Here is a 24454-nt window from a genome sequence, read left to right on the forward strand (position 1 = left end):
CGATGCGTCGCCTGGCTGTTTTTGCGGCGCTGCTGGTGCTCGCCGGTTGCACCACCGACCGGCGGGACGAGCCCGAGCCGGTGCCGTCCCCCGACCTGAGCAGCCCACCGGCTGCCGTCGCGGTCAACCCCGGCCCGTTCGAGGCGGGCCCGGTCGAGGCACCGTCGACCGGCGCGTACCTCGGCGCGTGGATCAAGCCGGAGGAGCTGACCCATGACGGCCGGGTCGAGGCGGTGGACACCCTCGAGGAGGATCTCGGCCGGCCGCTGGACATCGTCAACACGTACCGGCGTTTCGAGCAGCTCGTCGGCACCGACTCCGACAAGGAGTTCCTGGACCAGGGCGCCACGTTGATGGTCAGCTGGGCCACCGGCGACAACCGGTCGATCACCGGCGGCGAGCACGACCGGCTGATCCGCAAACAGGCCAGGGCCATCCGCAAGCTCCATGATCCGGTGCTGCTGCGGATCCGCTGGGAGATGGACCGGCCCAATCTGCGCGCGACGATGTGGTCCGGGGCGGACTACATCGCCGCGTACAAGAGGATCCGTTCGATCTTCGCGCAGGAGCGGGTCGAGAACGTCTCCTGGGTCTGGTGCCCGACCGCCGAGGGCTTCGTGCGTGGCGACGCCCCGGCCTTCTACCCGGGCGACGACCTGGTCGACTGGACCTGCGTCGACGTGTACGCCGGCAACGAGTTCCAGCCGATCGGCCGGCTCATGGGTCCGTACCTGCAATGGGCCGCGCAGCGCCCGAAGCCGATCATCATCGGCGAGTTCGGGGTCGCCCGGGCCTGGGGCTCGGACGGCCGGGCCGCCTGGCTGCGCGACGCCCAGCGCACGTTCAAGGCGAACCCGCAGATCAAGGCGGTCGTCTACTTCGAGTCCGACCCCGAGGGCAACGGGCCGAAACAGCAGTTCCAGCTGGCCGGCGACCGGCCCGCGTTCACGGCGTTCACCAAGCTGACGAAGGACCCCTACTTCAACCCTTGACCTGCATCAGGAGCCGGAGGGCGTACGGCAGGTCGTGCTTGAGGTACCGGCCGGCCAGGCGACGGGGTTCCGTGCCGAGGCGGTGCGCCCACTCGAGACCGGTGCGCTGCATCCACCGCGGCGCCCGGTCCACGTCGCCGGCCACGAAGTTGACCGCCGCGCCACAGCCGATGAACCAGGTGTGCGGCATCCGCTCCCGCAGCCGATCGATGACGATCTCCTGCTTGGGGAACCCCAGACCCACGAAGACCAGGTCCGGTTCGGCGTCGGCGACCTTCGCGCACACGTCCGCGTACGTTTCCTCGTCGCGCTCGAAGCCGTGCTCCGGGCAGATCGTCCCGGCGATCCGGAGCCCCGGGCAGTGCGCCGCGAGACGGTCGGCGGCGCGGCTCGCCCCGTCGCGGTGCGGGCCGGGGTTCCCGCCCATGACGAAGATCGAGCGGCCGTCGAGTCCCAGCCCCCGTGACAGTGACCAGATCAGGCTGCTGCCGGCCACCCGTTCGGGCAGCGGGACGCCGGCGCCGAGGCGGCTGGCCCAGACCAGCGGCATGCCGTCGGCCACGATCAGGTCCGCGTCGGCCAGGTATGCCCGTACCCGCCGATCGGTTCTGGCCTGTCGCATGATGTCGATGTTCGGGGTGACGATCCGGCCCCCGCGGCCGGTCGCGACGGCCTCCCGGACCACCGCGACCACCTCGTCCTCGGTGATCGGATCGAAACCCGTGCCGTCGAGCCGTACACGATCGAAAGCCTCGATGGGCACTTCACGCCTCCTTCAGCCTGGTTCGCTCGTTATAGGAGCGAAACGAGCGAAGGTGGGCCAAAGTGGCACGGGTTCTTTATTTGGGCGGATTGGGACGAAGCGGAACCACGCTCGTCGAACGTCTGCTCGGCGAACTCCCCTCCGTGTGCGCGCTCGGTGAGATCGTGCACCTCTGGCAGCGCGACATCCGCGACAACGAACGCTGCGGGTGCGGCGCCCGGTTCGCGGCCTGCACGTTCTGGCGCCGGGTGGGCGACCGCGCGTTCGGCGGCTGGGGCAACGTCGACGTCGACCGCGTCCACGAGCTGCGCGACGCCGTCGAGCGCACCCGCTTCATCCCGCGCCTCGCGGGCGCCAGGATCCCCGATCCGGCGGTACGCGAATACGCGAGCTTCTACGCCCGGATCTACGCGGCGGCGGCCGAGGTGTCCGGGGCCGAGGTGGTCGTCGACTCCTCCAAGCACAGCGCACTCGCCCACGTGCTGCGCTGGGCCGACGGTGTCGACCTGCGGGTGGTGCACGTGGTCCGGGACCCGCGCGGGGTCGCGTACTCGTGGACCAAGACCGTGTCCCGGCCCGAGGCCGACGGCGCCGACGAGATGACGCGGTACTCCCCCGGTCGCTCGGCCATGCTCTGGAACGCGCACAACGCGGCGTTCGGGCTGCTCGCCCGGCGCGGCGTCGCGGTCCGCCGGATCCGTTACGAACAGTTCCTCGCCGACCCGCGCGCCGCCCTGACCGACCTGGCCGACTTCGCCGGCATCCCGCTCACCGACCGCGACCTGGGCTTTCTCGGAGACGGGTACGCGGACCTGGGCGTCGGCCACAGCGCGGCCGGGAACCCGATGCGCTTCACCGTCGGGCGACTGCCGCTGCGCCGCGACGACGCCTGGGTGCGCTCGCTCCCCGGCGGTCAGCGGCGACTCGTCGGAGCCGTGTGCGGCCCGATGCTGCGCGCGTACGGATATCCCGTTTTCAAGGAGGCGTGATGAACTGGCCGTCCGTCGGTGTCGTGATCCCCACCCGATCCCGTCCCGAACTCGTGCGCCGCTCGATCGCCGCGGTCCGGGAACAGCGCTACCCCGGCGAGATCAAGATCGTCGTCGTGTACGACCAGACCGAACCCGACTACCTGCTGGCCGGCACCGACGGGGTCCAGGTGCTGGTGCTGACCAACTGGCGCACGTCCGGGCTGGCCGGCGCCCGCAACACCGGCATCCTGGCCCTGGACACCGAGTACGTGGCGTTCTGCGACGACGACGACGTGTGGGCGCCGGACAAGCTGCGCCGGCAGGTCGCGGCCCTGGTCGCGGAGCCGGACGCCGAGTTCGCCACCTGTGCCATCGAGGTCGAGTTCGAGGGGAGGACCACCCCTCGGCTGGCCGGCACCGGCCGGGTCACGGTCGACGAGCTGGCCCGCTCCCGGATGGCGATGCTGCACTCGTCGTCGTTCCTGGTGCGCCGCGAGGCCCTGAGCGAGGAGAACATCGGCCTGGTCGCCGAGGACGCCCCGGGCAGCCAGAACGAGGACTGGGACCTGCTGCTCCGGGCGGCCCGCCGGGCCCCGATCGTGCACCTCGACGAGCCGCTGGTCCGGGTGCTGTGGGGGCGGACCTCGCACTACGCGTACGAGTACGCCACCAAGATCTCGTCGCTGCGCTGGATGATGCAACGCCACCCGGAGATCAGCGGCTGCCGCCCCGGCGCGGCCCGGGTCTACGGTCAGCTCGCCTGCTGGTCGGCTGCGTCCGGGAACAGGTCACAGGCCTGGCACTTCAGCAAGGAAGCGGTACGCGCCAACTGGAAGGAACCGCGGACCGCGATCGCGCTGGCCGCGATGACCGGTGCGGTCAAGGTGGAGAACGTGCTTTCCGCCCTGCACAAGCGCGGACGAGGGATCTGACACACCCTTTTGCCCACACCCACTCACCGGGTAGTGTTCGCACGTGTTCGAAATAGTGCGGTTGACCGTTCACATGCCGTGCGGCCAGTTTGTTTGCGGCCGGTCTCTCTGATGTTGGCCCAGCAGAGACAGGCCGCGATCCTGGACCGCGTCCGCGCCGCCGGCGGCGTGCGCGTCAGCGAACTCGCCACCGAATACGGCGTGTCCGACATGACGATCCGGCGCGACCTGGAAACCCTCGCCGAACGGGGTCTTCTCGCGAAGGTACACGGCGGGGCGACCACCGTCAGCCCAGGATCCGCCCACGAACCCGGCTTCGCCGCCAAATCCGTCCGCCAGCGGGTCGAGAAAGCCGCCATGGCCATGCGCGCCGCGGCCCTGGTCTCCCCCGGCGACGCGATCGCCCTCTCCGCCGGCACCACCACCGCCGGTCTGGCCCAGCGCCTCGTCGACGTCCCCTCGCTGACCGTGGTCACCAACTCGATCCCGGTCGCCGACGTCTTCTACCGCGCCGGGCGCCCCGACCAGACCGTGGTGCTCACCGGCGGCACCCGTACCCCGTCCGACGCGCTCGTCGGCCCGGTCGCCGTCGCCGCCATCGGCACCCTGCACCTCGACATGCTTTTTCTGGGCGTCCACGGCATGAGCGAACGCGCGGGCTACACCACGCCTAACCTCATGGAAGCGGACGTCAACCGGGCCCTGGTCGAAGCGGCGGAACGACTCGTCGTTCTCGCCGACCACACCAAATGGGGCACGGTCGGCATCTCCTCGATCGTCCCGCTGGACCGCGCCGACGTGGTCATCACGGACGATCAGCTCGACGAAACAGCCCGCACGATCCTCTCCGAACAGGTGAACGAACTCATGGTGGTGAGCGCCCAGTGATCGAAAAGCGCACAGCGATCCGGCTTTCCGACGGGCGAGAGCTCATCTACTTCGACGAGAGCCCGTCGCACGACCGCGACAAATGGCCGGACACCCGCGAGCTCCCGCCGCCGCCGCCGACCTCCCAGCTGCGCTACGACCCGCTCGTGGACGAGTGGGTGGCGGTCGCGGCCCACCGGCAGACCCGCACCTTCCTGCCGCCGTCGGACAAGTGCCCGCTCTGCCCGTCGACCCCGGAGTTCGCCAGCGAGATCCCGGCCCCCGACTACGACGTCGTCACGTTCGAGAACCAGTTCCCCTCGTTCAGCGACCGGGTCAAGGCCGACGAGATCACGTCCCTGACCGACCTCGTCCCGGTCCGCCCGGGCGTCGGCCGCTGCGAGGTCGTCTGCTTCACCAGCGACCACAACAGCTACTTCGGCGCCCTCACCCCCGAACGCGTCCGCACCGTCATGGACGTCTGGGCCGACCGCACCGCCGAGATGTCGGCCATGCCCGGCGTCGCGCAGGTCTTCCCGTTCGAGAACCGCGGCATCGAGATCGGCGTCACGCTCAGCCACCCGCACGGCCAGATCTACGCCTACCCCACCGTCACCCCCAAGACCAAGGCGATGCTGGCCGCATCCCAGGCCCACGCCGACCGCACCGGGGGCCGCAACCTCTACGCGGACGTCCTGGCCGCGGAGATCGCCTCCCAGGTACGCGTGGTCGCGGCGAACGAACACTGGACGGCGTACGTGCCGGCGGCCTCCCGCTGGCCCTTCGAGATCCACCTCGCCCCGAACCGGCACGTCCTCGACCACACCGGCCTCACCGACGAGGAGCGGGACGCGTTCGGGCCGCTCTACCTCGACATGCTCAAACGCTTCGACTCGCTGTTCGACAAGCCGATGCCGTACATCGCCGCCTGGCACCAGGCCGTGACCGGCGAGGGCCGCGACCTCGGCTACCTACACATGCAGCTGTTCAGCATCCGCCGCGCGGCGGACAAACTGAAGTTCCTGGCCGGCTCGGAATCCGCCATGGGCGCGTTCATCAACGACGTCGTCCCGGAGAAGGCCGCGGAGATCCTCCGCGACATCATCTGACCTTCCCCGCTCAGCTCGTCGAGGCGCGGGTCTTTCAGAACAAAAGGGGGCGGGGGGCCCGGGACAAGGCCCCCCGCGGGGGGAAGGGACGGCAGGCCTCGCGCCCACGGACCGGTCGGCGCCCCGGGACAGGGCGGGCCGGACCGGCGGGCGACCCGCGGGCGTCGCGGCCGTCATCCGTTCTGTACTGAGAAACGACCGGCCATTCCCGAAGTTACGCACCCTAAACATGCTATTCAATGCATTTGTCATACTTTCGAGGTCCGGAAATGCCGCTGCCGGCCCCCTCATGGCGAGAGGGCCGGCAGCGGTCTGTCCAGAACGTCAGGCGAGCTTGCGTGCCAGGTTCTCGTCCAGAGCGTTCATGAACTCGTCGGTGGTCAGCCACGGGGCGTCCCTGCCGATGAGCGACGCCAGGTCCTTGGTCATCTGACCGGCCTCGACGGTCTCGATGCAGACCCGCTCCAGCGTCTCCGCGAACTCGGTGACCGCCGGGGTCCCGTCGAGCAGGCCGCGGTGCTTGAGCCCACCGGTCCAGGCGAAGATCGACGCGATCGGGTTCGTCGACGTCTTCTCGCCCTTCTGCCACTGGCGGTAGTGCCGGGTGACGGTGCCGTGCGCCGCCTCGGCCTCGACCGTCCTGCCGTCCGGCGTCATCAGCACCGAGGTCATGAGACCCAGCGAGCCGAAGCCCTGCGCGACGGTGTCGGACTGCACGTCACCGTCGTAGTTCTTGCAGGCCCAGACGTAGCCGCCCTCCCACTTGAGCGCGGCGGCGACCATGTCGTCGATCAGGCGGTGCTCGTAAGTGAGCCCGGCCTTCTTGAAGTCCTCGGCGAACTCGGCCTCGAAGATTTCCGCGAACAGGTCCTTGAACCGGCCGTCGTAGGCCTTGAGAATCGTGTTCTTCGTCGACAGGTAGACCGGGTAGTTACGGGCGAGGCCGTACCGGAACGAGGCCCGCGCGAAGTCACGGATCGACTCGTCGTAGTTGTACATGCCCATGGCCACGCCGCCCGCGGGGAAGTCCGAGATCAGGAATTCCATCGGCGCGGAGCCGTCGGTGGGCGTGAACGTCATGGTCAGCTTGCCGGCACCGGGCGCCACGAAGTCGGTTGCCTTGTACTGGTCGCCGTGCGCGTGCCGGCCGATGATGATCGGCTTGGTCCAGCCGGGCACGAGCCGGGGCACGTTCGACATGATGATCGGCTCGCGGAAGACGACCCCGCCGAGGATGTTGCGGATCGTGCCGTTCGGCGACCGCCACATCTTCTTCAGGCCGAATTCCTCGACCCGGGCCTCGTCAGGCGTGATCGTCGCGCACTTCACGCCGACACCGTGGCGCTTGATGGCGTTGGCCGCGTCGATCGTGACCTGGTCGTCGGTCTCGTCACGGTACTGGATCGAGAGGTCGTAATACTCGAGGTCGACGTCGAGGTAAGGCAGGATCAACTGCTCACGGATCTGCTTCCAGATGATCCGGGTCATCTCGTCGCCGTCGAGCTCCACGACCGGGTTGTTGACCTTGATTTTCGCCATCGACCGGCGCTCCTCTCCCGGGAAAATTGCTTACAGTACGAGCGTACTGCATGTAACCCGAAGATCGGCGCCGGGCCGCGATCTGCTCGTGACCGTGACCGCCACAACAGCCCCGGGTGGCACGCCGGTTCTATGATGTCCCTGATGTCCGAGACAGCGCAGCGCGGCGAACGGCCAGGCCAAGCACCAACGCCCGGCCCCGCCACCGCGCCCAGCTCCATCACATCCAGCTCCACCGCTGCGCCCGCCCTCACCCCGGCCGTGCCCGCCCTCACTCCGGCCGCGCCCCGCCTCACCCCGGCCGTGGCGCCGCCCGTTCTGATCGAGGCGCGACCCCGTCCCGACCGGCGCCGGACCGGAGCGATCCTGGTCCTGACCGCCCTGGTCGCGCTGCTGCTCGCAGTCTCCACCAACAGCCTCTGGCTTGTCGGCGCGGCCATCGTCCCGGTTGCGGCCTACGTCCTGCGCGAGCAGTCGCCCGAGCTGGCGGCCAAGTCCACCGCCGCCACCCTCGCCGCGGCGATCAGCCTGATCCTGCTCGGCCTCGGCATAGCCCACGCCTGAGCAACCCCCGCGAAGAAACCTTCCGACGGCAAGCACCCGTTCGGACCGCCGTAACCCGCGGCCGATCGCATAGACACATGCCATTGCCAGAGAAGCTGCACCTCCCGATCAGCCGGCGCATGTTCGTCTCCGGCGCCGCCACCGTCGCCGCCAGCCCGCTGCTCGTCACTCCCGAGGGCGGCCACATCCGCATCCCCTCCCACATGGGCGAGAAACTCCCCGCAGGCCTGTTCACGCTGGGCGTGGCCTCCGGCGACCCGCTCCCGGACGGGGTGGTCCTGTGGACAAGGCTCGCCCCGGCACCGCTCACCGGCGGTGGCATGCCGGACAAGCCGGTGGCGGTGGAGTGGGAGATCGCCGAGGACGACCGCTTCCGCCGGGGCCGTCGCCGCGGGGTGACCACCGCCGACCCGCGCCTGGGTCACTCGGTGCACGTGGACGTCCGTGGACTGCGCCCCGACGCCGAGTATCACTACCGGTTCCGCGCCGGCAAGCAGATCTCGCCCGCCGGACGGACCCGCACCGCGCCCGCCGCCCGCTCCCGGCCGCATCACCTGCGGTTCGCATTCGCGAGTTGCCAGGACTACCAGGCCGGCTTCTACACCGCCTACCAGCACCTGGCGAATGAGGACCTCGCCTTCGTGGCTTTCCTGGGCGATTACATCTATGAGGGCGCGCGCAATCCGAACGCCGCCCGCCACCACGAGGGCACCGGCGAGCCGTACTCGCTGGAGCAATATCGCAACCGGCACGCGCAGTACAAGACCGACGCGGATCTGCAGGCGGCGCACGCGGCCTTCCCGTGGATCGTCACCTTCGACGATCATGAGCTGGACAACAACTGGGCCGACGAGGTGCCGCAGGACCCCGCCCTGCAGACCCCGGAGGCATTCCGTGCCCGGCGGATCGCGGCGTTCCAGGCCTACTACGAGCACATGCCGCTGCGCCGCACCTCGCTGCCGTCCGGATTGGACATCCAGGTGTACCGGCGGCTGCGCTTCGGCTCGCTGGCAAGCCTGCACGTCGTGGACACCCGGCAATATCGCAGCGACCAGCCCGCGACCCTGGAGGCCGCCCAGGACCCGTCGCTCACCATGACCGGCGCGGAGCAGGAACGCTGGCTGGTCGACGGGCTCGAGTCGGCGGGCAGCCGCTGGAATCTGCTGGCCAACCAGGTCATGTGGGCGTCCAACGACCGCAAGGCCGGCCCCGAGCAGGTCTTCGACTTCGACAACTGGGACGGGTATCGCGTCCAGCGCCGCCGCCTGCTGGAACGTTTCGGCGCGGGCCGGGTCAGCAACCCGGTCGTGCTCACCGGGGACCGCCACTGCACGTGGGCCTGCGACCTGCGACCGGATTTCGACGACCCGTCCTCGCCGATCGTCGGCGCGGAGATCACCGGGACATCGATCACCTCCGGCGGGAACCCCGACACCGCGGCCTTCCACGCCACCTACGACCCGATCATGGCGGACAGCCCGCACTGGCGATACATCGACAACCAACGCGGGTACGTGGTCTGCGACGTGACCGCCACCCGGATGGTGAGCAGCCTGCGTCTGGTCGACACCGTGTGGGCGCCGTCCGCGAGCGTGCGGACAGCAGCTGAGTTCGTCGTCGAGGCGGGCCGGCCCGGGATCACGGCCGTCACGCAGGAGCAGGCCACGGCACGAGCCGCGAGTCGATGGGCGGGACCGGTCTACGACGTTCATGACGACGAGGATGCCTTCCCGCTGCGTCGCTGACCGGGTGCCCTGTGGACAGAGACGCACTGTGGATAACTTTCCGGGGCCGGCCCGGACCTCGATACAGTCCGGGCCATGACCGATGCCGTCCGTGAGATCGGACCCGTGACCATCCTCGCTCTGGACGACGCCGAGGGCCCCCACTTCGACCGGCGGGAAGACGCGTTCCCGGCGGCGACCCCGCAGGACTGGGCCGCCGCCGACGCGCTCGACCCCGGCGCGCTGACCCTCGACGGCCGGTGGTGGCTGAAGTTCCGCAGCTTCGCCATCCGCTACGGGGACGGGCCGGTGACGCTCGTCGACGCGGGCATCGGGCCCGCCGGTTCCCTCGCCGCGGACTGGGCGCCGGTGCCAGGCCGGTTGCCGGAGGCGCTCGCCGCGGCGGGGATGAAGGCCGCCGACGTCGAGACGATCGTGCTCACCCACCTGCACACCGACCACATCGGATGGGCGGTCCCGGCCGATTCGCCGTTCGTCAACGCACGCGTGGTGGTGCAGCAGGCCGAGGTGGCCGCTTTCACCGGTGCTCAGCAGGAGGTGCTCCTGGCCCCGCTCCGCGCGCAGGGCCGGCTGCAACTGATCGAGGGCGACGTCCGGCTGACTCCCGAGGTGCGGGTCATCGCAACGCCCGGCCACACCCCGGGTCACCAGTCCGTGCTGGTGGAGTCGGGTGACGAAACATTGCTGGTGACCGGGGATCTGCTGGTGCACGCGGTGCAGCTGGTGCGGCCCGAGCTGGACTACAGCTTCGACATGAATCCCGAAGCGGCCCGCAAGTCACGGGCAGCCATGTTGAACACCGGCACAGTGCTGGCGGTGTCCCATCTGTCGACGGTCTGGGGCCGTACATGGAAAGCATGAAGGCCGGACCGAACGGCCCGGCCTTCAGCAACGATCTGTCAGAGCTCGGCGATGTCCGCCTGCTTGGCGCGGACGGCCTCGGCGGCCTCCTTGAGACCGGCGAGCTCGGTCTCGGTGAGGTCGGTCTCGACGACCTTGCGCACGCCGGTGGCACCGATCTCGGCCTCGACACCCAGGTAGACCCCGGAGATGCCGTATTCGCCGTCGACCCACGCGCAGACCGGCATGACCGCGCCGGAGTCCTCCGCGACGGCCTTCGCCATCCGGGCGGCCGCAGCCGACGGGGCGTAGTAGGCCGAGCCGGTCTTCAGCAGGGCCACGACCTCGGCGCCACCGTTACGGGTGCGGGTGACCAGCTCCTCGACCTTGTCCGCCGGGAGCAGCTCGGCGAGCGGCTTGCCGTTGACCGTGGACTTCGACGGGACCGGCACCATCGTGTCGCCGTGCGAGCCCAGCGTCAGCGTCGTGACGGAGCCGACCGGCACCTTCAGCTCTTCGGCGACGAAATTGGTGAAGCGGGCCGAGTCGAGCATGCCGGCCTGGCCGAGCACCCGGTTCTTCGGGAACTGCGAGGCGATCTGCGCGAGCGCGGTCATCTCGTCGAGCGGGTTCGAGACGACGATGACCACCGCGTTCGGGGCGTGCTTCGCGACGTTCTCGGCGACCTGACGGACGATCTTGGCGTTGACGCCGAGGAGGTCCATCCGGCTCATGCCCGGCTTGCGGGGCAGGCCCGCGGTGATGACGACGACGTCGGAGCCCGCGATAGCCTCGTAACCCTCGCCGTTCGGCCCGGTGGTGGCGCCGACGACCTTGGTCTCGAAGCCCTCGACCGGCCGCGACTGGTTGAGGTCGAGCGCGAGCCCTTCCGGCTTGCCCTCGACGATGTCGGTGAGCACCACGGTCTCGAAGATGTCGTACTCGGCGAGCCGCTGTGCGGTCGTGGACCCGTAGAAACCGGCGCCTACGACGGTGACCTTCTTACCCATGATGATCTCACTCCCAGACGGTGGGACGATTTTTCGCGACCGTATCAGTTGGTTAACGGCGCATTACCGACCAGGGCCGCTCAGGGACTATCCGATCACAGCTCCATGGGCCCGGGCGAACAAACCGGCCTGCTGAATGTCGATCTTCGCGCCGGTGAGGTCGAGGCCGCGCAGGACGACTCCGTCCAGGTCAGCGCCGCGCAGGTCGGCACCTTTGAGGATCACGTCCTTGAGGCGGGCGTTCGAGAGGTCGGCCCCGCGCAGGTCGGCCTTGGTGAGGTTGGCGCCCTCGAGGTCGGCCTCGCGCAGCCGCAGGCCACCGAGCTTGACCGAGGTCAGGTTCTGACCGCGCAACGACACGAACCCCCAGTCGCCGCCGTCGATCGTCAGGGGTCGCAGGCCGCAGTCGACGAACTGGGTCCCGGTGAGCTTGCAGCCGGCCAGCGTCGCGCCGAAGAACGAGCAGCGCTGCAGCAGCGACTGGGTGATCGCGCACCGGGTCAGTTCGGACGAGTTGAACCGGACATTCCCGAACTGACAGTTCGTGAACACGCAGCCGGTCAGGTTCGCCTCGGACCAGTCGATGTCGTGGAACGCGCAGTCCTCGTAGACCGCGCGTTCCACCTCGGCGAGGGACCAGTCCTCGGCCGAGAACGTCTGATTCCGGATCGGTTCCACGTCTCAGTGGTAGAAGTGCCGCGTCCCGGTGAGGTAAACCGTGAGTCCGGCCTTCTCGGCCGCCTCGATGACGAGGTTGTCACGGATCGAGCCGCCCGGCTGCACCACAGCCTTGATCCCGGCGGCGATCAGCACCTCGAGGCCGTCCGGGAACGGGAAGAACGCGTCGGAGGCCGCCACGCTGCCCTTGGCCCGGTCCGCCCCGGCCCGGTTCACCGCGAGGTGCGCCGAGTCGACCCGGTTGACCTGGCCCATGCCGACACCGACGGTCGCGCCGTCGTGGGCCAGCAGGATCGCGTTGCTCTTCACCGAGCGGATGGCCCGCCAGGCGAAGGCGAGGTCGCGCAGCTCATCGGCGGAGGCCGCCTCGCCGGTCGCGAGCGTCCAGTTGGCCGGGTCGTCGCCCTCGGCGTCGATCCGGTCGGACAGCTGCACCAGGACGCCGCCACCGACCTGCTTGATCTCCGCCGACGGCGGGTTCCAGGCCGGGGCGACCAGGACCCGCAGGTTCTTCTTCTCCTGGAAGACGGCGAGTGCGTCCGGAGCGAAGGACGGCGCGACGATGACCTCGGTGAAGATGCCGTCGAGCTGCTTCGCGAGCTCGGCGGTGACCTCACGGTTGACGGCGATGACGCCGCCGAAGGCCGACACCGGGTCGCAGGCGTGTGCCTTGCGGTGCGCCTCGGCCACGTCCGCGCCGATCGCGATGCCGCACGGGTTGGCGTGCTTGATGATCGCCACACACGGGTCGGTGAAGTCGTTGGCACTGCGCCACGCGGCGTCCGCGTCGACGTAGTTGTTGTAGGACATCTCCTTGCCGTGCAGCTGCTTCGCCTGGGCCAGCCCCGCCGGAGCGTTCGGGTCGAGGTAAAGGGCTGCCTGCTGGTGCGGGTTCTCGCCGTAACGCAGGGCGTTCTCGCGCTTGAGGGCCAGGCCGGTGAACTCCGGCCATTCGGCCGGCGCGAGCACGGTCGCGCACCAGTTGGCGACCGCGACGTCGTATTCCGCGATGTCGGCGAAGGCGCGGGCCGCGAGCAGCTTGCGCTGCGTCAGCGTGAAGCCGCCGTCCTTGAGCGCGTCGAGAAGCAGGGGGTACGCGGCCACGGACGTCACCACGGCCACCGAGGGGTGGTTCTTCGCCGCGGCACGGACCATGGCCGGTCCGCCGATGTCGATCTGCTCGACGCACTCGTCCACGCTCGCACCGGACGCGACCGTCTCGGTGAACGGGTAGAGGTTGCTGACCAGCAGGTCGAACGGCTCGATGGACAGCTCGGCGAGCTGCTGCTCGTGCGCCGGCAGCCGCAGGTCGGCGAGCAGGCCGGCGTGCACCTTCGGGTGCAGGGTCTTGACCCGGCCGTCCAGGGTCTCCGGAAAACCGGTGAGCTCCTCGACCCGGGTCACCGGCACGCCGGACTTCTCGACCGTCGACGCGGTGGAACCGGTGGAGATGATCTGCACCCCGGCGGCGTGCAGTGCCTGTGCGAGCTCGACCAGACCCGTCTTGTCGTAGACGCTCAGCAGGGCCCGCTTGATCGGGCGGCGGCCGTCGCTCATGGAATGGTGACCTTCCTGTCCGTGATGGTCCAGCCTTCGCGGACCATCCGGCCCACGTACTCGACGAGTTGCCGGCGTTCGGCGTCCTTGATGCGCTCGGTCAGCGTCTCTTCCGTGTCGTCGTCGAGCACGGGCACGCTGACCTGGGCGATGATGGGTCCTGTGTCGACGCCCGCGTCGACGAGGAAGAGCGTGGCACCCGCGATCTTCACCCCGTACTCGAGGGCGTCGCGGGGGCCGTGGATGCCCGGGAACGACGGCAGCAACGCGTTGTGGGTGTTGAGATACCGGTCGCCGAACGCGTCCAGGAACTGCTTGCCGACGAGCTTCAGGAAACCGGCCGAGATGACCAGGTCCGGCTGGTGCTCGGCGACGTGCGCGGTCAGGGCGGCGTCCCAGTCGTCGCGGCTCGGGTATGCCTTCACGGAGTCCACGAACGTCGGCACTCCGGCGGCTGCGGCTCTGTCGAGCCCGGCGATGCCGTCCCGGTCCGCACCGACGGCGACGACCTGCGCGCCGTACGCGGGATCCGCGGCGGCGTCGAGTAAGGCTTGCAGGTTGCTACCGGAGCCGGAGACGAGGACGACCAGGCGGGAAGGCGCTGGGTCAGTCACCCGAGCACCCTACCTGAGATGCCTCTCGAGCCGGTCCGGCGGGCAGTCCGTCTGCACCCCTGACCAGGCATTCGGGGCTTCGATCGAGCGGGTGATCACGGTAAGCTGCCGGTTCCTCACGAAACCCCCCTCGGTTTCCGCACGTCATGAGTTCACCGCGAAAGGTCCACTTCATGCAGCCAGGTCAGGACGACCCGAACCAGCAGCCTCCCGGCTCCTACCCCCCGCCGCCTCCCGGCTCGTACCCGCCGCCCCCGCCGCCGTACGGTGCGCAGCCGCCCTACGGTCCCGGGGGTGCCGCCCCGCAGAACACCCAGGGCCTCGTCGGCATGATCCTCGGCATCGCGTCGATCCCCCTGCTGTGCTGCTTCAACCTGGGCATCCCGCTGGGCATCGGTGCCGTTGTGGTCAGCTACCTGGGCCTCAACAAGGCCAAGGCCGGTCTCGCCACCAACCGTGGACAGGCCCTCACCGGCCTGATCTGCGGTGGGGTCGCCGTCGTGCTCGGCCTCATCGCGGTGATCGTCTCGCTGACCGTGGATCTCTCGGACATCCCCGGTTACAACGGCATCTGACAGCGGACGGAGGGGCAGCTCCGGCTGCCCCTCCGCCGCAACACGGGTTACTTGCGGACAGGTGCCCGGAAGGCTCGGCCGGCCGCCGCGCCGATGCACGCGCACACGGTGACCACCGATGCCGTGACCAGGGCCACCTGCCACGGCACCGGGCCGATGTCCGCCATCCGGCCGTTGCCGAGCGGGCCGCCCGACAGCCACGAGACCGTGCCGAGCACCAGACCCGCGACCGGGCCGGCGATCACCGACGAGGTCAGCACCAGGGACCACGCCGGTTCCGCCGCGGGGACGTCGGCGGTGCGGGCCGGATGGCGGCCGTCGACGAGATGGCCCTCGACGACGTGGTGGATGGTCATCAGGCGCCGGGTCAGCAGCCAGCCGGCTGCCATCGCGGCCAGCACCGGCACCGCGAGCAGCAGGGCGCCGCTGGCACCCATCGGACCGTTCGGCAGACCGGCCAGCAGGGGCAGGGTCGGCAGCGGACCCACCGACAGCTCGGTCAGGCGGACCGCGGAGTCGGTGCCCAGGGCGAAACCCGGGCCCAGCAGATACGCCGCCGACCACACCACCGCGTTCGCGCCGTAACCGAGGCTCACCAGGGTGATGCCCGCCTGACCGGCCACCCCGGTCTGGTAGGCCGAGATCATGTCCGCGGCCTGTTTGGCTCCGACGGCCACCGACAGACCCGCGAAGACAGCACCCGCGGCGAGGATCAGCAGCGCCGCCACGACGCCGGTGCGCAGGCCGTGCCGCAGTGGTTGCGGCAGCCGGCGGGCGACCACGACGAGCGCTTCCGAGCTGCGCAGCGAACCGATCAGCGAGAACACGAGGCCGGCGAGGAAGAAGTGTCCCGCGGCCCGGGCCGGGGCGACATCGGTGCCGCGGCCGTCGACCGTGAACGCCGCGAGCAGGCCGATGAGCGCGTACGCGAGCCCGACGGTCACCGCGACCAGCATAGCCGCCCTGGGGGAACCGCTGCGGCGGGCACCGATCGCGCGGGTGACGTGCAGACCGGCCCGGTTGAGCCGCCATCCGGCGAGCAGGGTCAGCAGCAGGGGTGCCACGCCGAGCGGGCCGATGGACGTCCCGATCGGGACCCCGTGGCCGAGCAGCCAGCCGGCCAGTCCGGCGTGCAGCGCCCCGCCGAGGCCGCCCTGTCCCTCGAGGGTGCGGGCCAGGCCGATGACCGCGGCGACCGGGATGTAGGAGAGCGCCGCCGCCCACAGCGTCGCGAACGCGGCGGCGACGAGGAGCGGCGCCCGCCGGGTGGCGGGCCGGCCACGCCCCTGGAGCCGGACGGTCTCGCGGTTGCCGGGGTCGACCCGCACGGTCTCGCGGTTGCGCCCGGACCCGGAACCGTCCGAGGGGCCGAGGCCGCCAGGATCCCGGCCGGCGTCATCCCGGCCGTCAGGGTCCCGGCCGGACTCATCCCGGGCAGCACGGTCCCGTGCCGGGCCGGAGCGGCCCTGTGGAGGCACAGAACCGTTCCCGCCGCCGGAGTCACGGGTGTGCCGGTCGAGGCCCACAGTCGCGTGCTGGGGGCGGGTGGTGACCGGCACGGTGTCACGGACGAGGTCGAAGTCCTCGTCCAGGAGATCGGGGTCGCGGGGCGGTCTCCGGGCGGCCGGGGTGGGGCGGGGAGAGGTACTGGCGGCGTCGTCCATGGCCTCGGCGGCCTCCAGCGGGTCCCCCGAGCCGGCGGATCGACCGTCGGGGCGGTCGGGTGTTGTCGGCATCGCCGCCTACTTTTCCACGCCGGACCGGCTGCGGCGACGCAGAAACCGCGACGCGCCGGGGCTGGGTCGTCGCGCCGGGTGCTGAAAACGGCGCGAATACGACGGCGCGCCGCCGAGCGGACCGAGCTGGTCCGTGCGGCGGCGCACCGGTGGCCGTACCAAAATCAGCTCATGACCTCGCGCATCAGCCGCGCGGTCTCGCTCGGGGTCTTGCCGACCTTGACGCCGGCGGCCTCGAGGGCCTCCTTCTTGGCGTCGGCGGTGCCGGCCGAACCGGAGATGATCGCGCCCGCGTGGCCCATGGTCTTTCCGGGCGGGGCGGTGAAGCCGGCGATGTAGCCGACGACGGGCTTGGTCACGTATTCCTTGATGAAGTCGGCGGCGCGCTCCTCGGCGTCGCCACCGATCTCGCCGATCATCACGATCGCGTCGGTCTCCGGGTCGTCCTGGAACGCCCGGAGCGCGTCGATGTGGGTGGTGCCGATGATCGGGTCGCCGCCGATGCCCACCGCCGTCGAGAAGCCGATGTCCCGCAGCTCGTACATGAGCTGGTAGGTCAGGGTGCCGCTCTTGGAAACCAGGCCGATGCGGCCGGCCGGGGTGATGTCGGCCGGGATGATGCCGGCGTTGGACGCGCCGGGCGACGCGATGCCCGGGCAGTTGGGGCCGACGATGCGGGTCTTCTCACCCTGGGCGATGTTGTGGGCCCAGAACGCGGCCGAGTCCTGCACCGGCACGCCCTCCGTGATGACCACGGCGAGCGGGATCTCGGCGTCGATGGCCTCGAGCACGGCGGCCTTGGTGAACGCCGGCGGCACGAAGATGACCGACACGTCGGCGCCGGTCTCCTTGATGGCTTCCGCCACCGAGGCGAAGACCGGGAGCGCCGTACCGTCGAAGTCGACCGTGGTGCCGGCCTTGCGCGGGTTGACACCGCCGACCACGTTCGTGCCCGCGGCGAGCATCCGGCGGGTGTGCTTGGAGCCCTCGGAGCCGGTCATGCCCTGGACGATGACCTTGGAGTCCTTGGTGAGCCAGATAGCCATGTCGTCACTTCCCCGCAGCTGCGAGCTCGGCGGCGCGCTCGGCCGCACCATCCATAGTGTCCACCCGCTCGACGAGCGGGTTGTTCGCCTCGTTGAGGATCGCGCGCCCGGCCTCGGCGTTGTTGCCGTCGAGGCGGACCACGAGCGGCTTGGTGACCGTCTCGCCACGCTCGGCCAGCAGGGCCAGCGCCTGGATGATGCCGTTGGCGACCTCGTCACAGGCGGTGATGCCACCGAAGACGTTCACGAAGACCGACTTGACGGCCGGGTCGGAGAGCACGACCTCGAGGCCGTTGGCCATCACGGCCGCGCTGGCGCCGCCGCCGATGTCGAGGAAGTTGGCCGGCTTGACGCCGCCGTGCCGCTCACCGGCGTACGCGACCACGTCGAGCGTCGACATGACCAGGCCCGCGCCGTTGCCGATGATGCCGACCTCGCCGTCGAGCTTGACGTAGTTGAGGTTCTTGGCCTTGGCGGCCTGCTCCAGCGGGTCGACCGCGGACTGGTCGACCAGCGCCTCGTGGTCGGGGTGCCGGAAACCGGCGTTCTCGTCCAGCGTGATCTTCGCGTCCAGCAGCAGCACCCGGCCGTCGCCGACCTTGGCGAGCGGGTTGACCTCGACCAGGGTGGCGTCCTCGGCCACGAAGGCCTGCCACAGCTTGACCGCGATGTCGACGATCTCCTCGGCCACCTCGGCCGGGAACTTGGCGGCGGCGACGATCTCCCGCGCCGTGGCCTCGTCGACACCCTTGCTCGCGTCGATGGCGATCTTGGCGACCCGGTCCGGGTCGGTCTCGGCCACCGTCTCGATCTCCATACCGCCGGCGACGCTGGCGATGCAGAGGAAGGTGCGGTTGGAGCGGTCCAGCAGGTAGGAGAAGTAGTACTCCTCCTTGATGTCCGCTGTCTCGGCCAGCATCACCTTGTGCACGGTGTGGCCCTTGATGTCCATCCCGAGGATGTCGGTCGCCCGGGCCTCGGCCTCGTCGGCGCCGTCGGCGAGCTTGACGCCGCCGGCCTTGCCGCGGCCGCCGACCTTCACCTGGGCTTTGACGACAACCTTGCCCCCGAGGCGCTCGGCGATCGCACGGGCCTCCTGCGGGGTGTCGGCGACGCCGCCGCCCAGCACGGGCAAGCCGTGCCGTTCGAACAGGTCGCGCCCCTGATACTCGAACAGGTCCACGTGTCTCCTTTCGCTCGCGACGCTTGCCTCGGCAAGCCGCTACCCGCGTCCCGACCTGTGTGCGCGGCGCGTCGTTGCGTCGCCGCCAGCGTGAGAGATTTGTCGGCCCCAACGGTGGTTTAAGAGGCCTCAATCGCAGCCTAGCCACACCGCCGGTGACGGCGCCCTCGCGGGGCCGCGCTGTGCAAGACCACACAAGTACGCATACCGCCTAGACAGACGCAGCGTGGCAGGAACCCCGCCTCCGGCGGCTGTCGCGCCCCGGGCCGTAGCCACTCCGGCCCGTGCGTCCCCGCCGGGCTGAGCGTCGTGGTCCAGCCGGGAGGAAGGCCGTAACCGGCTTTCGGAGGCGTCGTTGAGTGTGATGTCGGCGCGCTGAGCGCGGTGACGGAAGCGGCCGATGCCCTGTCGGTCGAGGGGTGGCGGCGGGGCATCGTGCATAGAGAGGCCGGACGTGTGAGGGGTGCGTCCGGCCTCTCCCTATAACTCTTCGCAGTTATAGGGTCACCAATTGGTCAGGAAACCGGTGTCGCGACATTGGCGCGCACCCATTCGACGATGGAAGCGGTTGTCGCACCCGGCGTGAATACCCGGGCGACTCCGAGTTTCGCCAGCTCCGCGATGTCATCGGCGGGAATGATGCCGCCGCCGAATACGACGATGTCGGTGGCATCACGTGCGGCGAGCAGTTCCATGACCCGGCGGAAGAGCGTCATGTGCGCGCCCGAGAGCACGGACAGCCCGATCGCGTCGGCGTCCTCCTGCAGAGCGGTCTCGACGATCTGCTCCGGCGTCTGGTGCAGACCGGTGTAGACGACCTCCATACCGGCGTCCCGTAGCGCCCGGGCGACCACTTTCGCGCCCCGGTCGTGCCCATCGAGCCCGGGCTTCGCCACGACAACCCTGATCCGTGCTTGCATCTGCGACCCCTTCGGCGCGCGTCGGCCCAGACCCTCTACGACCGACCTTAACGAACGGTAACCCGATCGCGTTGAACCTTGGAACCCGTTGATCCGTACTGTCCCGCGGCAGAACACCACCTGGCGATCTTGCGCAAGCACCGATTAGCGTATTCCACATCACATGACTTTGCGTTTCGTACGCAGTTACGGAGAGCCAACACTGTCGCTCCCCCTAAAAGATGACCAACTCGGACAATGTCCCGCGAATGCTCAAAGGGAACTGTCAGAGAATTGGCGCTGCGACTTGTGACCGGCGTTGCGTTTGGTTACCGTGGCTCCCGGCTGCCAACTGGTTAATTCCGGTCCGGCCGCCTGGCAAACCACCGTTCAGCAGGTGTTCACGACGGTGGGGCCGCCGCTTCTTTGCCACCGACGGAGGGTTGTTCGTGCGTCAGCGCTTGTCGTCTGAGCCCGACCGCTATCGCGGCCGTCGTCGCGTTCCTACCCCGCCGCGCAGCAGGTACGCGGCGGTGATCACCTCGGCTTTCGTCGGCGCGGGTGTGGTGGCTCTCGGAGCCGCGACCCAGCTGCCCGACGCCAAGAGCGTCAACCCCGAGGTCCTGCAGAACCTCAAGGAAGCCGCCGTCGCCCAGGACGCCCTGGCCGACCGCTCCGCCGACGAGGGCGACCGCGCCTCCCGTGACGCCGAGCGTGGCACCGAGGCTCCCGCCGGCGCGGAAGCCGACGAGAATGACGCCTGGGTCCTCCCGCTCGAGGACTACACGTTCACCGCCCCGTACGGCATGCGTTTCGGCGTCCTGCACGAGGGCATCGACCTGGCCGCCCCGGAAGGCACCCCGTTCAAGGCGGTGCACGGCGGCACGGTCACCCAGTCCGGCTACTTCGGTGGCTACGGCTACGCGACCACCATCCGGCTCGACGACGGCACCCAGATGATCTACGGCCACGCCCGCCGCGTCGTCACGAGCGTCGGACAGACCGTCAAGGCCGGCGAGATCATCGGCGAGGTCGGCAACACCGGCCACTCCTTCGGTACCCACCTGCACCTCGGCGTCTACGTCGAGGACGGCAAGCCCACCGACCCGGTGCCCTACCTGCGCAGCAAGGGCGTCGACATCAAGCTCAAGATCGAGTCGGTGTTCGGCTCGCTCGCCGCTTCCTGACCGGCACCCCCTCCCCAGCGCTCCTCCCCGGTCCGCGCAACCGAACGGCAACCGGGGCAGTAGCAGCGCACCCTTCAGGCTCATGATCCCGCGGCCACGTGCCGACAGGCTGGTGTCGGACCGGACGCCAAGGCCTGGAGGATCAGTTCACCGTGCAGCATCGAGCCCCGCAGCACGCACCCGGCCGCCACCGTCGTACCCCGGCGCTGACCAGCCACCGAGCCCCCCGCGAGCCCATCGCCGAGAAGGGCCGCTACGCCATGGCCGCCGCCCTGGTCGCCGGCGTCGGCGTGGCCGGCGTGACGGCGGCCGGTGAGGGCGCTTCCCCGGCCGGTGCGGTCACCCGCAGCCTCGCCCCTTCAGCCGCGCCCACCCCACCCCCGGCCGCGGCCCGATCCGCCACCGACACGAAGACCACCAGCCCCACGACCGGCACAGCGTCCTCCACCGCAGCCGCAGCCGGCACCGGCCCAGCCAACGGCACCAACACCGGCCCAGCCAACGGCACCAGCACCGGCTCGATCGCCTCCAGCGCCAGGGCCGGCGGCACAGACAGCCTCGTCGGCGACCCGGCCGGCGGCGGCAGTGACACGACCGTCGCGGCGGGCAGCGGGCCCACCAACGGGATCGCCGGGGTCGCCCCGATCGGCGGGCTGGACGTCGGAACGCCGTACGCGCCGCAGCTCTTCAAGATCAAGCCGCAGCCCGCGTGGATCAACCCGATGCCGGAGGGCACGGTGACCTCGTGTTTCGGCGAACGCTGGGGCCGCCTGCACGCCGGCGTCGACCTCGCCGCACCGCACGGCACCCCGATCCGCGCCGCGGGCGCCGGCACCGTGGTCTCCGCGGGCCCGGCCGACGGGTACGGCAACGCGGTGCTGATCGACCACGGCAACGGCTATCTCACGCATTACGGGCACATGTCGGCCATCACCGTCACGGTCGGCCAGCGGCTCAAGGCCGGTGACCAGATCGGCAACGAGGGCTCGACCGGCCACTCGACCGGCCCGCACCTGCACTTCGAGGTCCACAAGGGAAGCTACAAGAACCCGATCGAGCCCACCCGGTGGATGCACGACCACGGGGTGGACATCAACGGCTGCGTGGCGTTCACCGGCTGAGCGGCGGCCGCCTCAGATCTTCTCGATCGGGGCGTGCCGCAGGACCAGCCACATGACCTGGTCGCCGAAGTCGATCTGGGCCCGCGCACCGGGGCCCTGTCCCTCCACGGTGACCACCCGTCCGAGGCCGTACCGCTGATGGTTGACCCGGTCGCCGGGCGAGACCTTCGGCGGTTGCTTGAGCTCACTGGCGGTGGACAGTTTGCTCGCGTCCACCCCGAGACGCTCCGCGATCCGCTGGGCCTTCGGCGTGCCGCCGGAAAACCCTCCACCGCGCGCGTAATCGCCGCCGCCACGCCCGCCGACCCCGCCACCCGTGCCGGACCAGGAGGTGTACGACCCCGCGGTCCGTTCCCAGCGCACCAGCTCGGTGGGGAGTTCGTCGGTGAACCGGGACGGCGGGTTGTACTGCGGCTGGCCCCACGCCGACCGGGTCACCGCGCGGGAGAGATAGAGGCGCTGGCGGGCCCGGGTGATGCCGACGTACGCGAGGCGCCGCTCCTCCTCCAGCTCGGAGTTGTCGCCGAGCGCCCGCATGTGCGGGAACACACCGTCCTCCAGGCCGGTCAGGAAGACCACCGGGAACTCGAGGCCCTTGGCGGTGTGCAGCGTCATCAGGGTGACCACGCCCTGGTGGTCGGGGTCGTCCGAGGGGATCTGGTCGGCGTCCGCGACGAGGGCGACCTGCTCGAGGAACCCGGCCAGCGTCGCCACCGGGGCGTCGTCCTCGCCGGCCTGCGCCTCCACCCGTTCGGTGTACTCCCGGGCGACGCTCACCAGCTCCTGGAGGTTCTCCACCCGGCCCTGGTCCTGTGGGTCGAGGCTCTCCTCCAGCTCCGACAGCAGGCCCGAGCGTTGCAGCACCGCCTCGAGCACCTCCTCGGGCGGGGCGGTCCGGGAGAGTTCGCGCAGGTCGTCGAGGATCTGCACGAAGTCGGTGATGCTGTTGACCGCGCGGGTCGAGATGCCGGGCGCGTCCTTCGCTCGGCGCAGCGCCTGGCCGAACGAGACCCGGTCGCGGTTGGCGAGCGCCTCCACGCAGGCCTCGGCGCGGTCACCGATGCCTCGTTTGGGGGTGTTGAGCACCCGGCGGATGCTGACCGTGTCGTCGTCGTTGACCACGGCCCGCAGGTATCCGAGCGCGTCGCGGACCTCCTTGCGCTCGTAGAAGCGCACCCCGCCGACCACCTTGTAGGGCAGTCCGACCCGGATGAAAACTTCTTCGAAAACCCGGGACTGGGCGTTCGTACGGTAAAAGACCGCGACGTCGCCCGGCCGCACCTCGTGGTTGTCGCCGAGCCGGTCGATCTCGCGGGCCACCCAGTCGGCCTCGGCGTGCTCGGTGTCGGCCACGTAACCGACGATCTGCTCACCGGCGCCCTGGTCGCTCCAGAGCCGCTTGGGTTTGCGGGAGGTGTTGCGGTCGATGACCGCGTTGGCCGCCGAGAGGATCGTCTGGGTCGAGCGGTAGTTCTGCTCGAGCAGGATCGTGCGGGCGTCGGGGTAGTCGCGCTCGAACTCGAGGATGTTACGGATCGTCGCGCCCCGGAACGCGTAGATCGACTGGTCCGCGTCACCGACCACGCACAACTCGGCCGGCGGCACCTCGCTGTCCGTCGCGGCGGTGCCGACGAGCTCGCGGATCAGGGTGTACTGCGCGTGGTTGGTGTCCTGGTACTCGTCGACCATGACGTGCCGGAAGCGGCGGCGGTAGGCCTCGGCGACGTGCGGGTGCGACTGGAAGAGGTGCACCACGGCCATGATGATGTCGTCGAAGTCGAGCGCGTGCGCTTCCTTCAGGCGGCGCTGATACAGCTCGTACGCCTCGGCGACAGCCCGCTCGTTGGGACCTTTGGCCCGGTCCTTGAAGTCTGCCGGGTCGACCAGCTCGTTCTTCAGGTTCGACACCTGGGCCGCCAGCCCGCGGGCGGTGTAGCGCTTGGGGTCGAGGTCCAGCTCGCGGATCACCAGCGTCATCAGGCGCCGCGAGTCGTCGGCGTCGTAGATCGAGAACGTGCTCTTCAGACCAGCGTGCTCGTGCTCGGCGCGCAGGATCCGGACGCACGCGGAGTGGAACGTCGAGACCCACATCAACCGGGCACGCGGGCCGACGAGTTCGGCGACCCGTTCCTTCATCTCCCCCGCGGCCTTGTTGGTGAACGTGATCGCGATGATCTCGCCGGGATGCACGTCGCGCGCGGCCAGCAGATAGGCGATCCGGTGGGTGAGCACCCGGGTCTTGCCCGAGCCCGCACCGGCGACGATGAGCAGCGGTGAGCCGGCATGGGTCACGGCGTCCCGCTGCGGGCTGTTCAGGCCGGTCAACAGCGTTTCAGGGTCCGTACGCCGGGACACCCGCCGCGGCTCGGACGGCTCCCGGAGCGGGGGACCCGGCTGCTGAACGGCGGGCATGGTGAACAGGGGCTGGGTATTTTCCGGAAGGGCTCGCATCGCGCCGACAAGTCTATGCCCGGCCTCCGACAATCCCCACGCAACCAACCTGTCATCCACCAGAGGTAGCGCTGA

22 protein-coding genes are annotated in these 24454 nt (G+C 70.0%); 11 read left to right on the plus strand and 11 right to left on the minus strand.

Annotated elements, in window-relative coordinates:
• The first annotated feature begins 2 nt into the window (after positions 1-2).
• Positions 3-992: a glycosyl hydrolase gene (locus ACIA6A_RS25855; protein WP_396100435.1), complete on the plus strand. Its 990-nt coding sequence runs from the start codon at positions 3-5 to the stop codon at positions 990-992.
• Here ACIA6A_RS25855 and ACIA6A_RS25860 read toward each other — a convergent pair.
• Complete coding sequence (locus ACIA6A_RS25860; protein WP_396100436.1) at positions 982-1755, minus strand: WecB/TagA/CpsF family glycosyltransferase; 774 nt, start codon at positions 1753-1755, stop codon at positions 982-984. The genes ACIA6A_RS25855 and ACIA6A_RS25860 overlap by 11 nt on opposite strands.
• A 62-nt stretch (positions 1756-1817) precedes the next feature.
• Between ACIA6A_RS25860 and ACIA6A_RS25865 the strand changes: the two genes are divergently transcribed.
• The 4 genes from ACIA6A_RS25865 to galT all read left to right on the plus strand — a co-directional run bounded on the left by ACIA6A_RS25865 (position 1818) and on the right by galT (position 5634).
• Positions 1818-2744: a sulfotransferase family protein gene (locus tag ACIA6A_RS25865; RefSeq protein WP_396100437.1), complete on the plus strand. Its 927-nt coding sequence runs from the start codon at positions 1818-1820 to the stop codon at positions 2742-2744.
• Positions 2744-3658 (plus strand): glycosyltransferase family A protein, encoded by a 915-nt coding sequence (locus ACIA6A_RS25870; protein ID WP_396100438.1) that lies wholly within the window; start codon positions 2744-2746, stop codon positions 3656-3658. The genes ACIA6A_RS25865 and ACIA6A_RS25870 overlap by 1 nt, the downstream gene beginning before the upstream one ends.
• Positions 3659-3769: 111 nt before the next feature.
• Positions 3770-4546 (plus strand): DeoR/GlpR family DNA-binding transcription regulator, encoded by a 777-nt coding sequence (locus tag ACIA6A_RS25875; RefSeq protein WP_396100439.1) that lies wholly within the window; start codon positions 3770-3772, stop codon positions 4544-4546.
• Complete coding sequence (gene galT / locus ACIA6A_RS25880; protein WP_396100440.1) at positions 4543-5634, plus strand: galactose-1-phosphate uridylyltransferase; 1092 nt, start codon at positions 4543-4545, stop codon at positions 5632-5634. Before ACIA6A_RS25875 ends, galT begins: the two co-directional genes overlap by 4 nt.
• Positions 5635-5958: 324 nt before the next feature.
• On the opposite strand, the gene ACIA6A_RS25885 is transcribed toward galT, so the two are convergent.
• Positions 5959-7173, minus strand: a complete 1215-nt coding sequence (locus ACIA6A_RS25885; protein WP_396100442.1) for an NADP-dependent isocitrate dehydrogenase — start codon at positions 7171-7173, stop codon at positions 5959-5961.
• Positions 7174-7317: 144 nt separating this feature from the next.
• On the opposite strand from ACIA6A_RS25885, the gene ACIA6A_RS25890 reads away from it, so the two are divergent.
• The 3 genes from ACIA6A_RS25890 to ACIA6A_RS25900 all read left to right on the plus strand — a co-directional run bounded on the left by ACIA6A_RS25890 (position 7318) and on the right by ACIA6A_RS25900 (position 10343).
• Positions 7318-7737 carry a hypothetical protein gene (locus ACIA6A_RS25890; RefSeq protein WP_396100443.1) on the plus strand — a complete coding sequence of 140 codons (420 nt, stop codon included), beginning with the start codon at positions 7318-7320 and terminating at the stop codon, positions 7735-7737.
• 77 nt (positions 7738-7814) lie between these two features.
• Positions 7815-9482, plus strand: coding sequence for an alkaline phosphatase D family protein (locus ACIA6A_RS25895; protein ID WP_396100444.1), 1668 nt, complete (start codon positions 7815-7817; stop codon positions 9480-9482).
• A 75-nt stretch (positions 9483-9557) separates the two neighbouring features.
• Positions 9558-10343, plus strand: coding sequence for an MBL fold metallo-hydrolase (locus ACIA6A_RS25900; RefSeq protein ID WP_396100445.1), 786 nt, complete (start codon positions 9558-9560; stop codon positions 10341-10343).
• A gap of 38 nt (positions 10344-10381) precedes the next feature.
• On the opposite strand, the gene mdh is transcribed toward ACIA6A_RS25900, so the two are convergent.
• From mdh to purN, 4 genes are all read right to left on the minus strand, one after another.
• A complete protein-coding gene (gene mdh / locus ACIA6A_RS25905) occupies positions 10382-11332 on the minus strand; it encodes a malate dehydrogenase (RefSeq protein ID WP_396100446.1) in 951 nt (316 codons plus the stop codon).
• Positions 11333-11419: 87 nt separating this feature from the next.
• Positions 11420-12010: a pentapeptide repeat-containing protein gene (locus ACIA6A_RS25910; RefSeq protein WP_396100447.1), complete on the minus strand. Its 591-nt coding sequence runs from the start codon at positions 12008-12010 to the stop codon at positions 11420-11422.
• 3 nt (positions 12011-12013) lie between these two features.
• A complete protein-coding gene (purH, locus tag ACIA6A_RS25915) occupies positions 12014-13567 on the minus strand; it encodes a bifunctional phosphoribosylaminoimidazolecarboxamide formyltransferase/IMP cyclohydrolase (protein WP_396100448.1) in 1554 nt (517 codons plus the stop codon).
• The gene (gene purN / locus ACIA6A_RS25920; protein ID WP_396100449.1) at positions 13564-14181 is read right to left on the minus strand and encodes a phosphoribosylglycinamide formyltransferase; all 618 of its coding nucleotides are present in this window, start codon (positions 14179-14181) and stop codon (positions 13564-13566) included. The genes purH and purN overlap by 4 nt, the downstream gene beginning before the upstream one ends.
• 173 nt (positions 14182-14354) lie before the next feature.
• Between purN and ACIA6A_RS25925 the strand changes: the two genes are divergently transcribed.
• On the plus strand, positions 14355-14756 hold the full coding sequence (locus ACIA6A_RS25925; protein WP_396100450.1) for a hypothetical protein: 402 nt from the start codon (positions 14355-14357) through the stop codon (positions 14754-14756).
• Positions 14757-14803: 47 nt separating this feature from the next.
• Here the strand turns inward: ACIA6A_RS25925 and ACIA6A_RS25930 are convergent, their stop codons facing one another.
• The 4 genes from ACIA6A_RS25930 to ACIA6A_RS25945 all read right to left on the minus strand — a co-directional run bounded on the left by ACIA6A_RS25930 (position 14804) and on the right by ACIA6A_RS25945 (position 19641).
• Positions 14804-16492 carry a DUF6350 family protein gene (locus ACIA6A_RS25930; protein ID WP_396100451.1) on the minus strand — a complete coding sequence of 563 codons (1689 nt, stop codon included), beginning with the start codon at positions 16490-16492 and terminating at the stop codon, positions 14804-14806.
• A gap of 164 nt (positions 16493-16656) precedes the next feature.
• The gene (gene sucD / locus ACIA6A_RS25935) at positions 16657-17538 is read right to left on the minus strand and encodes a succinate--CoA ligase subunit alpha (RefSeq protein WP_396100452.1); all 882 of its coding nucleotides are present in this window, start codon (positions 17536-17538) and stop codon (positions 16657-16659) included.
• A 4-nt stretch (positions 17539-17542) separates the two neighbouring features.
• Entirely contained in the window at positions 17543-18721 is a 1179-nt protein-coding gene (gene sucC, locus ACIA6A_RS25940; protein ID WP_396100453.1) for an ADP-forming succinate--CoA ligase subunit beta, read from the minus strand.
• A gap of 515 nt (positions 18722-19236) precedes the next feature.
• Positions 19237-19641, minus strand: coding sequence for a cobalamin B12-binding domain-containing protein (locus ACIA6A_RS25945; protein WP_396100454.1), 405 nt, complete (start codon positions 19639-19641; stop codon positions 19237-19239).
• 428 nt (positions 19642-20069) lie between these two features.
• Between ACIA6A_RS25945 and ACIA6A_RS25950 the strand changes: the two genes are divergently transcribed.
• Positions 20070-20807, plus strand: coding sequence for a M23 family metallopeptidase (locus ACIA6A_RS25950; protein WP_396100455.1), 738 nt, complete (start codon positions 20070-20072; stop codon positions 20805-20807).
• A 152-nt stretch (positions 20808-20959) separates the two neighbouring features.
• Positions 20960-21928: a M23 family metallopeptidase gene (locus ACIA6A_RS25955; protein WP_396100456.1), complete on the plus strand. Its 969-nt coding sequence runs from the start codon at positions 20960-20962 to the stop codon at positions 21926-21928.
• A 12-nt stretch (positions 21929-21940) separates the two neighbouring features.
• On the opposite strand, the gene pcrA is transcribed toward ACIA6A_RS25955, so the two are convergent.
• Positions 21941-24379, minus strand: a complete 2439-nt coding sequence (gene pcrA, locus ACIA6A_RS25960; protein ID WP_396100457.1) for a DNA helicase PcrA — start codon at positions 24377-24379, stop codon at positions 21941-21943.
• Positions 24380-24454 lie beyond the last annotated feature (75 nt).

Origin of the sequence: Actinoplanes sp. NPDC051494 (assembly GCF_044454705.1) — a bacterium.
GTDB lineage: Bacteria > Actinomycetota > Actinomycetes > Mycobacteriales > Micromonosporaceae > Actinoplanes.